Annotated in this window: 11 protein-coding genes and 1 pseudogene; 7 read left to right on the forward strand and 5 right to left on the reverse strand. The window is 69.9% G+C overall.

Annotated features, from left to right (window positions below):
• Positions 1-51: 51 nt before the first annotated feature.
• A complete protein-coding gene (locus ABZU46_RS14600) occupies positions 52-3,237 on the reverse strand; it encodes a penicillin acylase family protein (RefSeq protein ID WP_354857708.1) in 3,186 nt (1,061 codons plus the stop codon).
• A 388-nt stretch (positions 3,238-3,625) separates the two neighbouring features.
• On the opposite strand from ABZU46_RS14600, the gene ABZU46_RS14605 reads away from it, so the two are divergent.
• A complete protein-coding gene (locus ABZU46_RS14605; protein ID WP_354857710.1) occupies positions 3,626-4,891 on the forward strand; it encodes a PHB depolymerase family esterase in 1,266 nt (421 codons plus the stop codon).
• Positions 4,892-5,046: 155 nt separating this feature from the next.
• Here ABZU46_RS14605 and ABZU46_RS14610 read toward each other — a convergent pair whose 3' ends face one another.
• The 4 genes from ABZU46_RS14610 to ABZU46_RS14625 form a co-directional block, all read right to left on the reverse strand.
• Positions 5,047-6,660: a hypothetical protein gene (locus tag ABZU46_RS14610; RefSeq protein WP_354857712.1), complete on the reverse strand. Its 1,614-nt coding sequence runs from the start codon at positions 6,658-6,660 to the stop codon at positions 5,047-5,049.
• Complete coding sequence (locus ABZU46_RS14615; RefSeq protein WP_354857714.1) at positions 6,657-7,550, reverse strand: ABC transporter ATP-binding protein; 894 nt, start codon at positions 7,548-7,550, stop codon at positions 6,657-6,659. The genes ABZU46_RS14610 and ABZU46_RS14615 overlap by 4 nt, the downstream gene beginning before the upstream one ends.
• A gap of 246 nt (positions 7,551-7,796) precedes the next feature.
• Entirely contained in the window at positions 7,797-8,570 is a 774-nt protein-coding gene (locus ABZU46_RS14620) for a hypothetical protein (RefSeq protein ID WP_354857717.1), read from the reverse strand.
• A gap of 384 nt (positions 8,571-8,954) precedes the next feature.
• Positions 8,955-10,379, reverse strand: a complete 1,425-nt coding sequence (locus ABZU46_RS14625; RefSeq protein ID WP_354857720.1) for an endo-1,4-beta-xylanase — start codon at positions 10,377-10,379, stop codon at positions 8,955-8,957.
• A gap of 343 nt (positions 10,380-10,722) precedes the next feature.
• Between ABZU46_RS14625 and ABZU46_RS14630 the strand changes: the two are divergent.
• The 6 genes and pseudogenes from ABZU46_RS14630 to ABZU46_RS14655 all read left to right on the forward strand — a co-directional run bounded on the left by ABZU46_RS14630 (position 10,723) and on the right by ABZU46_RS14655 (position 17,447).
• Positions 10,723-11,299: pseudogene (locus ABZU46_RS14630) on the forward strand (NADAR family protein).
• Between the two features lie 460 nt (positions 11,300-11,759).
• Positions 11,760-12,338, forward strand: coding sequence for a hypothetical protein (locus tag ABZU46_RS14635; protein WP_354857723.1), 579 nt, complete (start codon positions 11,760-11,762; stop codon positions 12,336-12,338).
• A gap of 255 nt (positions 12,339-12,593) precedes the next feature.
• On the forward strand, positions 12,594-13,196 hold the full coding sequence (locus ABZU46_RS14640; protein ID WP_354857725.1) for a lytic polysaccharide monooxygenase: 603 nt from the start codon (positions 12,594-12,596) through the stop codon (positions 13,194-13,196).
• Between the two features lie 119 nt (positions 13,197-13,315).
• Positions 13,316-14,560, forward strand: a complete 1,245-nt coding sequence (locus ABZU46_RS14645; RefSeq protein ID WP_354857727.1) for a PQQ-dependent sugar dehydrogenase — start codon at positions 13,316-13,318, stop codon at positions 14,558-14,560.
• A 459-nt stretch (positions 14,561-15,019) separates the two neighbouring features.
• On the forward strand, positions 15,020-16,177 hold the full coding sequence (locus ABZU46_RS14650; RefSeq protein WP_354857730.1) for a glutathione-independent formaldehyde dehydrogenase: 1,158 nt from the start codon (positions 15,020-15,022) through the stop codon (positions 16,175-16,177).
• 148 nt (positions 16,178-16,325) lie between these two features.
• Entirely contained in the window at positions 16,326-17,447 is a 1,122-nt protein-coding gene (locus ABZU46_RS14655) for a hypothetical protein (RefSeq protein WP_354857733.1), read from the forward strand.
• Positions 17,448-17,564 lie beyond the last annotated feature (117 nt).

The following is a 17,564-nucleotide window of genomic DNA, read 5'->3' on the forward strand; positions in this document are numbered from 1 at the left end:
GGGCACGTCCGGAGGAGCGGCGGTTGATCCCCGCCGCCCCTCCGGGCGACATCACTTCCCGTACAGCTCGAATTCGTAGAGCGAGAAGCCGTACGAGGTGGCCCGCTTTACCCCGTACACCCGCACGTAGCGGGCGGTGACCGGGGCGAAGGTGGCGTTGTCGACGCCGCCGTTGCCGGTGGTGGTGGCGAACACCGGCGTCCAGGAGCTGCCGTCGCCGGAGACCTCGATCCGGTACGAGGTGGCGTACGCGGACTCCCACCGCAGCACCGTCCGGCTGACGGTGCGGGCCGCGCCGAGGTCGACCCGCAGCCACTGGTTGTCGTTGTAACTGCTGGCCCACCGGCTGCCGAGGCTGCCGTCGACCGCCTTGTCCGGGGTGTAGCTGGTCAGGAACTGGGTGCTCGACGCGGTGGCCGGACGACCCTGCGCCAGGTTCGCGACGTCGTCGCCCCGACGTGCCGGGAACGAGACGACCTGCTGGTAGGTGGGGCGGTTCTGCCAGGCGATCAGGGGGTGGGTGATGCCGCCGAGCCCGGACTGGGCGATCGAGTCGGCGCACCACTGGTCGCCGGCCCCACAGGACTTGTCTCCGGGGTAGACGGTGGTGGCCGGCACCGCGGCGGCCTGGCCGAGCGCGTCGAGCAGGGCCTGCCGGCACGTGCCGAGGTTGCCGTTGCCGCAGTACGTGCGGCCCAGCCCACCGGCCACCGGCTCGCCGAGGACGGTGCGCAGGTCCTTGTCGACGTAGCCCCACCAGCCGTACTGGAACGACGAGCCCTTGTGCGCCTGCCCCTGCAGGGCCCAGCTCGCCGTGCCGTCGCGCGCGCCGTTCTGGCCGCCCGACGGCGCCTCGTTCACCTCGATGGCGTCGACAAGCGCGGCGTAGAGGTCCGGCCCGAGGCCGGGGCGGAACTCCGCCGAGGCCAGCAGCGGCCACCAGGCGTCGAAGATCCGGATCGCGTCGGCGTGCTGGTAGACCTTGGAGCCGGGGGACGTCTCCACCCGCCGGGTGCCGGCCTGCTGCCAGGCCCGCAGCTTGCCCACCGCGTCGGCAAGCGCCGGATCCGTGACCGGCGTGCTGTCCAGCACCCGCAGCAGGTCGCCGAGAACCTGCTGGCCCCGCAGGTCGGTCACCGCCGCGTCCGCCATGATCTTGACGACGTCGGCGCGCCCGAGCTTGCGCTGGGCGATCGCGGCGCGCACCGGACCGTCGAGCAACTGAGCCCGGTGTACGGAGCCGAAACTGAAGTTGCCGTCCGCGGCCCCGAAGTCCCGCGCCTGCTTGTTGTTCCAGCTCACGTAGTAGTCCTGGTTGACCGACTGCGGGTGGGCCGCCGCCGGGGTGTAGCTGGCGTCGTTGGTGTCCGGGTTCCAGCCGGCCCACTCGTACGCCGGTTCGGCCTTGGTGGGCAGGTTCGGGTCGGCGGTGGCCGGACGGACCGGGTTCGAGCCGGAGTTGAAGTACGCCGCCTCGGTCGAGTTGACGTAGAACCAGTTGAACGCGTACCCGACGCTGGCCGCGGACGCCTGGAACGCCGCCGCGCTGCCCATCGCCGACGGGTCGTTGTAGGCCTGGAAGCCGATCGCCGAGTCGGCCTCGTGCCGGTAGGTGGAACGCAGTTTGGTGAACGCGGTCGGCTGCCCGTTCACCAGCCCCCGGTACGCGACCAGCCCGTACTTGGTGCGCAGCGCGCGCAGGGTGTACGACCCGGCCGGGGTGGAGTCGGCAAGCGTCGGGGACCAGGAGTTGCGCTTCTCCAGCGCCTCCATGGCGAGGCACTGCCCGTGGTAGAGGTAGCGGTTGGTGCGCAGCGTCGGGGCGCTGCCGTCGGTGGTGCACAGCGGCACCGCGTACGTGTCGGTGAGGTCCTGTGCGGCGGAGGTCGCGCTCCACGCGTAGTCCTGGCCCCGGCCGAGCAGCACGTAGAGGTTGAGCCCGGCGAACGCGGCGCCGCGCGCGCTGATTCCCGGGCCCTGCAGCTCCTGGAGCATCAGCAACTGCGGCGCGAAGTAGCCGGTCTGCGGCCCGAACACGGCGACCGGGTTGCCGGTGGTGGTGTGCCGCCCGGAGACCACTACCGCGTTGGACATGCCGTGCGCCCGCAGGTTGGACACGCCGCCGAGCAGCCCCTGGGTGGCGGTGCTGGCGCCGGTGCGGGCGGCGGCCCCGCCGCTGGCGTCGTAGGCGAGGGGCTCGGCGACCACCGTGCCGGCGTCGGGGAGCACCGCGCTGGTCGCGCCCGGCGGCGTCGCCCCGTACGGGAAGCTCTGCCCGTCGTGCAGGGTGAGTACGGTCTCCGGGTCGTTCTGCGACCGGAACGCCGCCCAGACCCGGTCCCCCTCGATGGTGCCGTACTTCGCCCGGGCGGCCACCCGGACCAGCGCGGACTGGATCTCGCTGCCCCCTCCCCCGCCGAAGAGCCCGCCGACAACACCGGCGGTGGCGATCAGGTCGGTCATGGTGAAGTGCGTCGGCTTGCCGGCGCCCGCGAGCACGTACTCGCCCGGGTAGTTGTCGTCGGCGATCGACTTGTCGATGTAGGCGTTGATACCGGCGATGTAGTCGACCACGTCGGTGTAGAGCTGCTGACCCCGGGCGCCCTTGGTGCGCAGCGCGTCCACCTGGGCCTGGAGGTCCGCCTCGGAGTAGGGCGAGTTGGCCCAGATGCTCTGCTCCAGTTCCCGGTTGCCGGGCGCGCCGCCGGCGAACGAGGTGAGCGTGCCGCGACCGGCGTGGCGCAGGAGATCCATCACCCAGAGCCGGTCCTGGGCCCCGGCGTAGCCCGCGCCGAACATCGTGCCGGCGCGGGTGGTGCCGGTGACGTGCGGGACGCCGGTGGCCTTGTCCCGCACGATGGTGACGTCCGCGCGCGGCGAGACGGTGCTCTCCACCTGCGCGGCCGGGACGCCGAACGAGGCGTCGTTGTAGAAGTGGGCGATCTGCTCGTCGGTCAGCCCGGCGTAGTTGTAGACCAGGTTCGCGTACTCGTCGAGCTGGTCGCTGGAGTGCGCCGGGCGGGTGCCGAGCGCCTGGTGCGCCAGGATGGCGACCAGCGTGGCGTTGCCGTTCTCCCCAGGGGGCAGGATGTCGGCGCACTGGCCGAGGCAGTAGTCGTTGGCGGCGAACGTGCTGGCGGCGAGCGCCGGTGAGGGCGGGGTCACCGTCAGGACGCTCGCGGTCAGGGCGGCGGCGGTGAACGCCGCGAGCCGGTTACGGAGAGCGGGACGAGGCATGGCGATCCTCCGGGGACGCGGAGTCGGGCCGTTCGGTACGCCCGGCTTCCGGTGCCGACGTCTCGCCCTCCGCGCCCGGGCGTTACACCAGGAGGTGAGAGTGACTCATGTCTATCTCCGGGCAATGATCGACGCAGGAGCCCCGTTCCGGATAGCCGTCGTTCACCACGCGCCAATGCCGACGTTTCGCCGCTTATCACGACGGAAACAGGCACGGCGGCACCGCGGGTCGATGGCGCGCGGCACGACCGCCAGTGAGCACGTCGAACCCAGCTCCAACCACCTCGGGCGCCCTGGTCGCCCTCAGCGACAGCGGTTGCCAGCGGATCTCCGCGGCGTTACGTTGGGATTTCATCGACAAACGTCTACACATAGGTACGGGGGCCACATGTCCACGTCTGTCACTCGCCGCAGCGTCCTGGCAGGTGGCGCCGGTGCGGCCATCGGCCTGGCGTTGCCCGGCCCCGCCGCCCACGCCGGCGGCCACCACAGCACCAGCGTGAGCTTCACCCTCGACGCGAGAACGCTCGACGGCGGTGAGCAGGTCACCTCGGTCACCCTCGACACCAGCGGGCTCGGGCCGATCGACCCCGCCGGGCTCACCCCCGGCACGTTCACCGTGCGTGCCAAGGCCACCAGCCCGATCCCGATCGCTCCCGATGACCTGATCTTCAGCGAGTACGACCTGGACCGCACGGTGACCGCGGCCCGGCTCGACCGGCACGGGAACGTCGTGCTGGAGCTCAGCACCGCCGAAGGTCAACTCGGCGGTGGCACCCTCGGCTACATCGTGAGCAGGGGCCGTAACGTCCGACTGGACCTCGTCTACACCATCACGCAGAACACCCCGCTCGTCCGGCGACACGGCCCGCCGGTCACCATCACGCGCTTCGTGCAGGGGCGGCTGTCGAACCCCGAGGTGGACGCCTTCAGCCACCACGTCTCGGGCTCGGGCCTGAAGTACCGGTTGTACTCCCCCAAGCGATCGCCCCGGCACGGTCGGCTGCCACTGATCCTCTGGCTGCACGGCGGCGGCGAGGGCGCCTCGCTGCCCGACGACTACTACGACAACGAGACCACGCTGCGCGCCAACCGCGGCGCGCTGGGCTTTGCCACGCCGGAGGCTCAACGGATCTTCTCCGGCGCGTACGTCGTCGCTCCGCAGAGCACCTCCTACTGGATGGAGGACGGCCCCCGGTTCGCCCCGCTGATCCGTGAGATCGTCCAGGACCTCGTACGCCGCGAGCGGGTCGACCCCGACCGGATCTACGTGGTCGGCTGCAGCAACGGCGGCTACATGTCCCTGGAGATGACCGTCGCCTATCCCGACCTGTTCGCCGCGTCGGTGCCGATCTGCGGGGTCGTCGAGCCGCTCGGCGGGGAGGGCCCGCCGCTGATCACCGACGCGGAGCTGTCGAGGATCCACACCCCGACCTGGCTGGTCGCCTCGCGCGACGACGACACCGTGCCACCCGAGACCAACACGATCCACGCCCACGACCTCATCGGCGGATCACTGATCACCCTGTACGACCACGTCGTCTGGAACGGCTACCAGTTCCCCGGTCACTGGTCCTGGATCTACGTGGCCCGCAACGACCCGAGCCGCAACGGCACCCACATCTGGCAGTGGATGGCCCGCCGCCGTCGGTGATCCGCCGTCCGAGGTCGCGTGTCACACCTCTGCGCCGTTCTGCTCCACGGGCGCCTCGATCGCCCCCTGGCGTACACCATCTGATCCTCGCCGTGCCCACCTCTGCCTGCCGGCCGACCCGCCGCCGCCCGCAAGCTCGTCGCCCATCGCTCACCTCAACCACGCAGGTCGCGCCGTCGGTACGCAACCGCGCCTGCGGCCATCAGAGCACCTGCCAGACCGGTCATCACGAATGCGCCGGGCCAGTCGACGGAGACCAGCGGCACCGGAGCGAGATGAGCGAACGGCGAAAGACTCGCCACCCAGGCCGGCGCGCCGACGCTGTCCGCGGTGACCTGCAGCAGGAAGCCGCCGGTAGCCGGCAGGCAGCCGACTGCCGTGACGGCGCTGGGCGTCATGCCGGTGGCAAGGACCGCCGCGCCCGCACTGAGCAGAACGATCGGCAGCGTATTCCACGTGCCCTGAAGTGCCGCGGTGATGGCGAAGTCGCCTCCAACGGCCACGACGCCGACCCAGGTGGCAATCGCGGCAAGGCTCACCAGGACGAGCGCACCGCCGATCGTGGTAACGAGCTCGGCCGAGAGAAGCCGGAGCCTGCTCAGCGGCTGAGCGGCCAGCAGGGTCAGGCGCCGATCGGACTCCGCGGCAACGAACGCGCCCATCCGAACCGCGGTGAAGGCGCCGACAGGGAGGGCGAGTAGCGCGAAGATCGTGGCGGTGAGACCCGCGACCGTGTCGAGCCCGGTGAAGCCCGCCTGCGCGGCAGCGTCGACGATCGCGGCGTTGTCGGCCAGGAAGTCCGTCACCGACGTGGTGGTCAGGCCGATGAGCAGAAAGTAGGCGATGACGCCGGTCGACCACGCGATCAGCGGGATCAACACCCGGCGCACGGCGAACGCCTCCACCGTCGACAGCGTCCGCAGACGAGGTGGCCGGCCGGTAGCCGGTGCCACCAGACCGCCGCCGACATCACGGCGCGCGGCCGCCGCCAGCGCGGCACCGGACACGAGGGCCGCCATCACCAACAAGATCATCAATGGCAGCGGGCGGTTGGGCCCATAGGGTGCGCTGAGTTCCAGTAGGCCGAACGGTGACAGCCAACGCAGCCAGGCCAGGGCGCTGAGACCGTCACCGACCATGCGCGCCAGCAGGCCGACGCCGAGCACGGCGATCGCGACACCGGTGGCGACGGCGCGGGCCGGAAAGATCTGCGCGGTCAGCGCGGCGACGGCGACGGCGAACAGCCCGAGGACGCTCAGGCCCACGCCATGCACGACCGCGCCGGTCCGATCGGGCCCGGCGTTCGACAGCACGGCGGTGACCGCGAGGCCGGCAAGCACCGGCACGAAGGCGACGACCGCGACGTGCCGAACCACGACGCCGCGCAGCGTGGCTCGGCCGGCCAACAGCACATCCCACCGTCCGGCGTCTTCCTCCCCGCGCGTGATGCGAGTGGTGGACAGGATCGACCAGACGGCGAGGACGACGGCGACGAAAGTCCCGACCCGCCACACGGTGAACCCACCGGCTTCGTCGAGCGCGATCGGGTCGCCGAACAGGGTGCGGATGGCCGGATTGCCAGCCAGCGCATCGAGGCTTGCTGACGCGGACGGATCCGCCATCACACTGTCGTAGCCGGCCACCACGATGGCCGGCATCGTCGCGGCGAAGAGCACGACGAGCAGGGCGCCGCGGCGGACCTGACGGGTTGCCAGGCCGGTGACGGCATGGTCCGGCGCGGAGCGCGTGATACTCGCCAAGCCGGTCATCGCGCCGTGTCCGCACCGTAGTAGCCGAGGAAGATCTCCTCCAGGCTGGGCTCCAGCACCGTGAGCGCCGTGACGTCGGCCTCGGCCAGCACCCTCAATGCGGGTGCGGGCGGCCCGCTCAGCGAAAACCGCAGGCGGCCGTCGCCGACGGCCTCAACCGAGTCGACGCCCGGCACGGCCGCCAGTGCCGGTGGTGCGCCGGTGAAGGCGACGCTCACCTCGGCGCGATGCAGCGGACGCAGCCGTTCCACAGGTGCGACGTCGACGAGCCGGCCGGCGCGCAGGATTCCCACGCGGTCGCACACTGCTTCCACCTCGGCGAGCTGGTGGGAGCTGAGGAATACCGTCTGGCCGCGATCGCGTGCCTGCCCGACGGCGGCGCGGAACTCCCGTTCCATGAGCGGATCGAGGCCGCTTGTCGGCTCATCCAGCACCAACAGGGGCGCGCGGGTGGCGAACGCCGCGATCAACGCGACTTTCTGCCGATTGCCCGTCGAGTACGTCCGAGCAGGCTTCGACAGGTCGAGCGCGAACCGCTCAACCAACTCATCCCGGTAGGCCAGATCGGTGCCGGGGCCGGTGCGCGCCAGCAGGTGCAGGATTTCCGCGCCGGTCAGTTGCGGCCACAACGCGACGTCGGCGGGCACGTACGCCAGCACCTGATGCGCGCGGGCGACGTCGGCGGCGTCGATCCCCACGACACTGGCACGCCCGGCCGTGGGCCGGGCGAGACCGAGCACCATCCGGATGGTCGTGGACTTGCCGGCGCCGTTCGGGCCGAGGAACCCGAACACCTCCCCAGCCACGACGTCCAGATGCAGGTCTTCGACGGCCGTCAGACGGCCGTATCGCTTGGTAAGCCCGACGGTACGCAGGGCGGAGCCACTCATCGAAGAGGCCCTTTCGGTCGGCGCGAATCATCACCGCCGACCAGGCTTCCCGGCACACCTGGGGCTCACGATACTCCCACGAACAGCGTGCAGATAGGCCCGTTGCCTGTCGGTCGGCCGCGGACGGACGTGCGGCACTGGCCGACGGTGGTTTGTCGTCGACCGCGACCGACCTGACAGGCGTGTCGGTTCGTCGCGCTCAGGTCCGGGCAGCCCCGTCCCGTGGATGAGACCCTGCTCCGAAGTTCAGCAGCCGAGCCGCTTACTCGAAAGGGCGATGTCGTCGATCCAGAGGTCGAACTCGCCCGGTGTCGTGCCGCCCTGGTAGAGCTGCCAGCCGATCTTCACCGTGTCGACCGTCGGCAGGACGAAGGGAACGTCGTTGCCACCGTGGTCGCTCGTGGAGGCGGTCAGCTCCGGGTTCGCCACGCCGTCGATCCACACCGCGACGCGGTTGTCCGCCGCGTCGATCTTCCACTCGAAGCACTGCCAGGTGTCCTCGGCGACCGGGGCGGACTCCCGCCAGTTGGTCCAGTCGCCGGTCGGACCGCCGTCGGCGCCGATACCCCAGAAGGTTCCGGGGACCGTGGGCGCGTACTGGCCACCGATCGGACGGACGACCTCCGCGCTGCCGGTGCCGGTCGCTTCCACAAGTGTGAAGTGCGCCCAGTCCGGGGCGGTGGGGAAGGCATCGACGCGCAGACGCATCCGGCCGTAGAAGCGGTTGCCCGGCGCGGCGAAGTCGTCGACGCGCAGGAAGGCGCGTCCGTTGTCAACCGTGTGGATGTGCAGCACCTGGTTGCCGCGACGGGCACGTTCGACGGTGAGCGTGCCGTGGCGGGTGTCGACGCCCCAGTTCAACGTGCTGGGGCCTCCGGGAGGCAGTCGCTCGAAGTCCTCACAGAAGAGCAGGCCGCGGGGGCACGAGGGCGGGGAGGCGCCCGACGCGCCGGCCGGAACGCTGCCGACTGCGGCGCCGAGGATCAGGGTGGCGCTGAGCGCCGCGAGGAAATTGCGCATGGTCATCCTCCAGGACGGCTGGTCCCCCACCACACGGGCCGGGCCAGCAGGCACTTTCCGGCCATCCGATGCTGCCGTGCTTCCGCTCGCACCGCTGCGCGGTTGCCCGCGCCACGGCGATTCGAGCTGTTCCGGCACGGCCGCATCAGCTCCGGTTAGATAGATATATATCGGTGTACGCGAAGTGGTCCGCTTCAGTCGGCCGGCAGTGGATTCCCACCAGCGGGTCCCGAGACGAGGCAGGAGCATCGGCAAGCGTCCGACCGGCAGCCGGTCGACCGGCGTAGACCGGGTCCGACCCGACCACGACGGCACCCGGGCCCGGAGCCGGTGGCTCCGGGCCGGGTCAGCGTCCTGAGGCGGCGGGTTGGTGCGTGTCGCCGGTCAGGGGCTGGTGCAGGAGAGGCCGCCGGGCGCGGCGTTGCTGCTGCCGTTGACCAGGAAGCCGAAGGTGGTCGAGGCGTTCGCGCCGAGGGACCCGTTGTAGTCGGCGTTACGCACGCTGACCGTCCCGCTGGTGCCGGTGTTGATGCCGTTCCAGACGTTGGCGATGGTCTGCCCGCTGGCCAGCGTCAGCCGTACGGTCCAGCCGCTGAGGGCGGTGGACCCGTTGTTGGCCACGGTGACCTCGCCCTGGAAGCCGCCGCCCCAGCTGTTGACCATGCGGTACGTCGCGGTACAGGCACCCGGCGGCGGCGTGGTCGGCGGAGCAGTCGTCGGTGGAGCGGTGGTCGGCGGAGTGGTCGTTGGCGGAGCGGTGGTCGGTGGAGCGGTGGTCGGCGGAGCGGTGGTCGGTGGAGCAGTCGTCGGCGGAGCGGTGGTCGGCGGGGTCGTGGTCGGCGGCGTGCCCGGCACGGTGGTGGAGGCGGCGTTGAGAGCATTGAGGACGGCGGTGTACGCCGCCTTGGGGCTGCTGTTGCGGTCGAACAGCAGCGGGTTCTCGCTGCCGCGCCAGGAGTCGCTGTCCCGGATGCCCCACGTCGTGATGCCGACGCAGCGGGGGACGTTCATGCAGGCCTGAGTCAGGCCCTGGTACTGGCTGGTCGAGGCGTTGGTGACGTCGGCCTCGGTCAACGCCACGTCGACCCCGAGGGCCGCGAAGCTGGACAGCGTCTGCTGGAAGTTGCCCGGCAGCGAACTGCCACCGGTGAAGTGGGTCTGGAGCCCGACGCAGTCGACCGGGACGCCCCGGGACTTGAAGTCCCTGATCATGTTGTAGACGCCCTGCGTCTTGGCGTACGTCCAGTTCTCGATGTTGTAGTCGTTGTAGCACAGCTTCACGCTCGGGTCCGCGGCGCGCGCGGTCCGGAACGCCACCTCGATCCAGTCGTTCCCGGTGGACTGCAGGTTCGACGACCGCCGGCTGCCGTTCTCGGCGAAGGCCTCGTTCACCACGTCCCAGTAGGCGAGCTTGCCCTTGTAGTGGGCCATCACGCCGTTGATGTGGCTGATCATCGCGGACCGCAGGGCGCTGCCGCTGAGGCTCCCCCAGAACCTCGGCTGCTGAGCGTGCCAGGCCAGGGTGTGACCGCGGACCCGCATGCCGTGCTGGGTGGCCCAGTTGTAGATCGCGTCACCGTTACGGAAGTCGAACTGACCCTGGTTGGGCTCGGTCGCGTCGGGCTTCATCTCGTTGACGGCCGTCATCATGTCGAACTCGCGGTCCGCGATGGCCAGGAAGCCCGAATCGTTGAGACGGTCCGCCCCCATGGCAGCGCCGAAGTACCGGCCGCTGCGCTCGGCGGCGGCCTGCAGTGTGGTCCCGGGCGGGCCGCTGAGATCGGCTTGGGCGAAGGTCGCCATGGCCATCGAGGACACGGTGACCGCCAGGGCGCAGGCCCCACCCAGAAGCAGCCTGGCGGCACCTCTGGTTCGGTGTTTCGGTCGAGCGGGTAGGTCGTTCATCTGCGTTTCTCCTCGGTGTGACCACCGGCCGCTGCCCGGATCGCCCGGTGGATGAAGTGCATTGACGTCGTACGCCCGTGCGGAGTGACCCTGCCCTGCCGCGATGCTATATCGAATCAATTCGATCTGCGCGTCCGGCGGCCGATAGTGTTGGGCCAGCGACGAGCGCGACACCGACGGTGACGTGACGAGATCGCCGCGGTAATGGCGATGCGGCGGAACCTGCTGGTGCCCCACACTCCCCCGTATGGCCACGTCACTGAGCAGTGTCGCCGAGCTGACCGGCGAGATGCGTTCGGGCGCCCGGGTCAAGTTCCTGTTCTTCTGGGGCCACCAGCCGCAACGCGACGGCGCCATCGGGGCTGGCTGCCTGAGTCAGTGGTGGCCGGCGCCGTTCACCATCGACGGGCTGCGCTTCCCCACGACCGAGCACTACATGATGTGGCGCAAGGCGACCCTGTTCGGTGACCAGGCGACGGCCGCCCAGATTCTGACGGTGAGGCACCCGCACGCGGCGAAGACCCTCGGCCGGCAGGTCGCCAGCTTCGACCAGCAGGTATGGGGAGCAGCACCGGTACGACGTCGTGGTGACCGGCAGCGCGGCGAAGTTCGGCCAGCATCCCGCGCTGCGCACCTACCTGCTGGGCACCCGCGAGCGGGTGCTCGTGGAGGCCAGTCCGCTCGACCGGGTCTGGGGCATCGGCCTGACCGCCGACCACCCGCACGCCGCCGACCCCGCACGGTGGCGAGGACTGAACCTGCTCGGCTTCGCACTCATGCAGACCCGCGCGACCCTGCGCGAGCAGGAACCAACCGATGGGTAAGCCTTCGGCGCCGCTCCGGACCTGACCGGCCGCGGGGCGCCAGCGCGGCCGAGCGTCGGCGCCGGCATCCGAGCCGTCGCGCACCGCGACGCCCGGTCGGCGCATCACCGCCGCCCCGCCCGCCCGGGGTCGAATCCGCACTGACGCTTGTCAATGTTGCCAGAGCGGACGCAGACGTGCTGGAATGGCTCATATCGCCGCAGCACGGGGGCAACCGTGCTGAGAACGGCCAGCACGGGAGCATCGCAGGGCCAGCAGCGCGTCGCCGTGACAGACGCGCGCAGGCCCATCGCCGGGCCATCGCCAGGACGGCGGGCACTCCGCCGGGTGGGCATTCCCCCGCCACACGTATCCCCCGGCACGCGGCCCCGATGGCCGACGCGCTCGACCGCTGACATGCCGGGGCATCCGAATCGGTCTGCCAACGCACCAGAAACCGGCAACGAGGTGAGAAGCGATCATGGATTCCCGAGAGAGTTTCGCGGAGCGGTACGGCCGTCGCCCGCTCTGGGCGGCGGTGATCCTGCTGGCGGTGTCGGTCGGCGCGGTCGTACTGCTCAACCGGGCCGACCCGGAGGCGGAGCCGGCGGATCTGCAAGCGCAGATCGTGGCCCGGATGCGGACCACGCTCGAACAGGCGGACCCGGGGCAGCACAACCACGCCGGACACAGCGCCCAGCAGGGGAACACGACGGAGAAGCCGCCAGTGATCTGCGGGGTTCGCGTCTACGGCTACGAGCCGGCAGAAGCCACCGCCCTCGCCGACGTCCAGAAGGTCTACGGCTTTCACCTCTGCGGAGTCGCCGAGCAGAAGCGTCCCTGGGACGTGGCGGTCAAGCTGGCCGGCCCTCTGATCATGGACCTGTCCACCGACCCTCCGGGCATCCAGGTCGTCGAGGCGACAGCCGACGTCAGGTTCGTTGATCGGCTGCGGGAGATGTTCCCGGCCAAGTACGCGACGTTGGCGCAGGAGGAGGCGCTGACCGCTACGGAGATGGCCGACCAGCGCCGCCGGTACGACGCCGCAGCCGGGCTCTGACCACGCCGGGCCGCCGAGCAGGGTCCGTGGACCCGTCACCGATCCGGCGATCCCGGACAGCTTGCTTCACATCCACCTATAGATAGATCAGCATTGATATTTAAGTTGATAGATGCAACAGTGGCTTTGGGAGCGTTCCCATGCTGATCTCTCGTACCGAGGAACGGAGGATGAACAGTGCGTTCACACAGGTCCGACCAATCCGGCGGACGACCCCGGTCAACCGTCCGGCGGTCCCTCCAGGCGCTCGTCCTGATGTTCGCCATGGTGGTCGGCACGCTGCCCTGGACCGGCGCAGCCCAGGCCCACGGCACCGTCATCAGTCCGGCGACTCGCGCGTACCAGTGCTGGAAGACCTGGGGCAACCAGCACACGAACCCGGCCATGCAGCAGCAGGACCCGATGTGCTGGCAAGCGTTCCAGGCGAACCCCGACACCATGTGGAACTGGATGAGTCAACTGCGGGACGGCCTCGCTGGCCAGTACCAGGCCCGCACGCCCGATGGGCAGCTGTGCAGCAACGCCCTCTCCAGGAACGACGCGGTGAACAAGCCCGGGGCATGGAAGACGACCACCGTCAGCCGCAACCTCACGGTCCAGATGTACGACCAGGCCAGCCACGGCGCTGACTACTTCCAGGTCTACGTCACCAAGCAGGGGTTCAACCCGGCCACCCAGCGGCTCGGGTGGGGCAACCTCGACCTGATCGCGACGACCGGGCGCTACGCGCCAGCGCAGAACATCTCGTTCAACGTCTCGCTCCCCGCACGCAGCGGGAACCAGATCCTGTTCGTGATCTGGAGGGCGTCACACCTGGACCAGACCTACATGTGGTGCAGCGACATCACCATCACCTGATCGGCAGGTCCGACGGCACGGCACCACTCCGGCCCAGGGCGCGTTGGCACCCTGGGCCGGATTGTCCTTCCGGTATCCGCCGACACCGCGCCCCCACCCACCTGCTCGAGGAGCTGAACATGCAGCGACGGCGTTATCGCCCGGCCACCATGCTGGCCGGGCTGCTCATCCTGACCCTGTCCGCGCTTCTGGTGCCACCGGCGCCGGTGGCCAGCACTGCGACAGCCGGCCCATCGCACACCCGTGCGGCGCCACTCGCTGAGCTGACCGTGGTATCCGAACGGCTGGCGTTCGGCCTGCAGCGTCCGATCGCGCTCACCGGACTGCCGGACGGTCGGATGCTGATTGCAGAGAAGAGCGGCACCGTCCGTGCGTACCACCCCGATACCGGCTTGGCGGCAGAGCCGGTGCTCGACCTGACCGCCCGGATCGACACGTCGGACAACGAGCGCGGCCTCCTCGGCATTACGCCTGCGCCGAACTTCGCGCGTACCGGGATCCTCTACGTGGCCTACACGAGCCTGCCGGCCGGCACGCTGACCCTGGCGCGGGTGCCCCTCGGCGCTCCCGACCGGCTGCAGGTGCTGCTCACCCAGGAGCACGCCGAGTACGGCAACCATAACGGCGGACAGGTGGCCTTCGGCCGCGACGGCTACCTGTACTGGTCACTCGGCGACGGCGGCAACGCGAACGACCCCTTCAAGAGCGGTCAGAACCTCGGCACCCTGCTCGGCAAGATTCTGCGGATCGACGTCAACCGCACCTGCGCGGGTAAGCCCTACTGCGTACCCTCGGACAACCCGTTCGTCCGCACGCCTGGCGCGCGGCCGGAGATCTGGGTCTACGGGCTGCGCAACCCGTGGAAGTTCTCCATCGACCCGGTCGACAACTCGCTGTGGATCGGCGACGTCGGCCAGGGCCTGGTCGAGGAGATCGACCACATCCGCCCGTCGCAGCGGGGAGCGAACCTCGGGTGGTCCTGCCGAGAGGGCACGCCGGTCTTCGACCAGACGCAGTGCCGGCCGGGCGTGCGGCTTACCGACCCGGTCTTCGAGTACGACCACTACATGACGGAGAACTGCTCGGTGATCGGCGGCGTGGTGTACCGAGGGTCCGCCACCCCGGAGGCATACGGGACCTACATCGCGAGCGACTACTGCTCGACCCTCGCGTTCGCCGTCCGCCCCAAGCCCACGGGTGGCTACGAGTCCGCCACGATCGGCAACTTCCCCACCCAGCCGACCGCGATCGGCCCCGATGTGCACGGCGAGCTGTACGTGCTCAGTGACCTCCCGGGATGGCTGAGCCGGGTACGGTTCGAGCGGGTCCCGCCAGCCTCTGCCACCGGGGTGACGAACCGCTGAACCTGGGAACAGTCCCTCCGCATTCGTGACGCCACTGTGGACGGCCGCTTACCGGGCGGCCGTCCACGCCGGGCTCGGCCCCCACCGCTTCGCCTACCGCCCCACCCGGGTCCGCCAGGGAGATCGTTGGCGCGCCCAACGCTCGTGCGCTGGGTTCTCACCGGAGTGCGTGGGCAGAGCCTCCGCGACCAGAGCAGACGTCCCCGAGAAGCGCGCTACCGGAGCGGCAGTCGCTCGCCAGGATGATCGCGGTACTGACCCGGGCGCCCACGGATGGGCGGCGATCGCGCAGCGCGTCGCGGACGAACAGTCGTGGCAGGCCGAGAACGGGGCGATCAGCAGTCCGGCGTCATGAGACTCCTGCGCAAACCGCCCTTAAGGGTCGCAACGGTCTGCGAGGATGTGAACGCCAGAATTGGCATGGCTCATCGGTGAGCGAATTCTTCACGGGGGAAACAGATGAAGGCTGTCGTGTACGAGGGACCCAGGACTGTCAGCGTCAAGGAGGTTCCGGACGCGAGAATCGAGAGACCGACTGATGCGCTGATCCGGATTACGACGACGAACATCTGCGGCTCGGACCTGCACATGTACGAAGGACGCACGGACATGGAGTCTGGACGCGTGCTCGGGCATGAGAACATGGGTGAGGTGATCGAGGTCGGCGAAGGGGTCGATCTGGTCAAGGTCGGCGACATGGTGTGCCTGCCGTTCAACGTGGCGTGCGGGTCCTGCGCCAACTGCAACCAGGGTCTGACCGCGTTCTGTCTGGTGGCCAACCCGGCGCCGGGCATGGCCGGCGCGGCCTACGGGTTCGCCGACATGGGTCCCTACAACGGCGGTCAGGCCGAGTTGTTGCGGGTGCCATGGGCGGACTTCAACTGTCTGGTCCTGCCGCCGGACGCCCGGGACATGAGCAGGCAGAAGGACTACGTCATGCTGTCGGACATCTTCCCGACCGGCTGGCACGCCACCGAGCTCGCCTGTGTACGGCCCGGCGACAGTGTGGCGGTCTACGGTGGCGGACCGGTCGGCCTGCTCGCCGCGTACTCCGCGATCATCAAGGGCGCCAACAAGGTGATGGTGGTCGACCGCCATCCGGACCGGCTGCGCCTGGCGGAGCAGATCGGCGCGATCCCGATCGACGATTCGAAGGGATCACCGGTCGACCAGATCCTGGAGCAGACCGGCGGGATGGGCGCGGACCGCGGCTGTGAGGCCGTCGGTTACCAGGCGCACGACCCGGGTGGCCAGGAGAAGGCGGGGCTGACGGTGAACAACCTCGTGCACTCCGTGCGGTTCGGCGGCACGATCGGCGTGGTCGGCGTGTACGTGCCTCAGGACCCGGGAGCGCCGGACCCGCTACAGAAGCAGGGCAAGGTGCCGTTCGACTTCGGCATGTTCTGGTTCAAGGGGCAGACCATGGCAACCGGGCAGTGCAACGTGAAGAACTACAATCGGCAGCTGCTGAACCTCATCGCTACCGGCAAGGCCCACCCGTCGTTCTTGGTGTCCCACGAACTCACGCTGGACGAGGCGCCCACGGGGTACCAGAACTTCGATGCCCGCACCGACGGCTGGACCAAGGTTCTGCTGCACCCGGACGGTCGACACTAGAAACCGGCAACCTGCAGGTGTTTTTCAGCGTGGCCAGGCTGCCTACGCCACCGCGGGGGCCGACAGCAGCCTGGCTCCGCCTGCCTACGCCAGAGCCGGCACTGGCCGATGGACGGCGGCGGGCCCGGCTGGCCGGTGAGGAGCACCGATGACCGACAGCGAACAGGACCGCCCGGAGATCGTCGTCGGACTGGTGGCGACCCCGCCGGACCACCCGGCCCGGGTGGCAGCTCGGCTCACCACCGAGCTGGCCGGCCGGCTCGCCGAGCGGGTGAACGCGGACGTGCGGTGGACCATCCGGGAAGGCTGGGGTGAGGTGGCGCCGCGCCGCGACGGTGGCGTTGAGGCGCTGCTCGAGGATCTGGCCCAACGGCGTGCCGACGACCGGTGGGACGTCGCGATCTGTCTGACCGACCTGCCGCTGAACGCCGAACGGGTGCCGCTGGTCGCGCAGACCTCGGCTCGCCGTGCAGTGGCGATGGTGTCCCTGCCCGCGCTGGGACTGCCTCAGCTGCGAGCGGCCCGCGCGGTCGTTCCGGATCTGGTGAGCCGACTGCTGACCGACGCTTCCGACGAGCGGGTGCCGCCGGCAGGCTGGGCACCAGCCGAAATGACACGTCGGATTCCCGCCGTCCACCGGGTGGTCGACGAGGCCGACGGGGATCTGGGCTACGTCGCCTCCGGGCTGATCGGCCGGGTGCGGCTGTTGACCGGAATGGTCCGCGCCAACCGCCCGGGGCGCGCCCTGCTGGGCCTGTCCAAGCTGCTCGTCGGCGCGTTCGGCACGGCGGCGTTCGCGCTCACCACGGACACCATCTGGCAGATGGGCGATGCGCTCGGAGGACTCCGGCTCACCGTGATCATGTTGCTCGGGCTGACCGCGTTGGTGACCTGGCTGATCGTCGCGCACGACCTGTGGGAGAAGCCAGACCGGGAGACGCCAGCTGAGCTGGCCCGGCTGTTCAACCTGGGTACGATCCTCACCCTCGCCCTGGCCACGGCCGTGTCCTACCTGGTGCTGTTTGCTGGCACGGTGCTCGTCGGGGCGCTGCTGATCGACACATCCGTGCTGGAACAGACCTTGCAGCGGCCGGTCAGTTTCACCGACTACCTGACGCTCGCCTGGATCACCAGCTCGCTGGCCACCGTCGGCGGCGCGATCGGCTCCGGGCTGGAGAACGAGGAAACGGTACGGGCCGCCGCATACGGCTACCATCCCCAACCCGGCGGCTCGCGGGACGAGACGGCTAGCCCATCGCGGGCGGGATGAGCGGGCACGCACGAGCGAACCGCTGGTGATCCGCGGCCGTGACGTCGCGCTGCGCAGTGGGAGCGGGGCCGGTGCGCGCCGGGCAGGCTTTTCGGGCGCTCGCCGACCGGTTGCCGC

The organism is Micromonospora sp. NPDC005197, from assembly GCF_040608295.1.
Taxonomy (GTDB): Bacteria; Actinomycetota; Actinomycetes; order Mycobacteriales; family Micromonosporaceae; genus Micromonospora.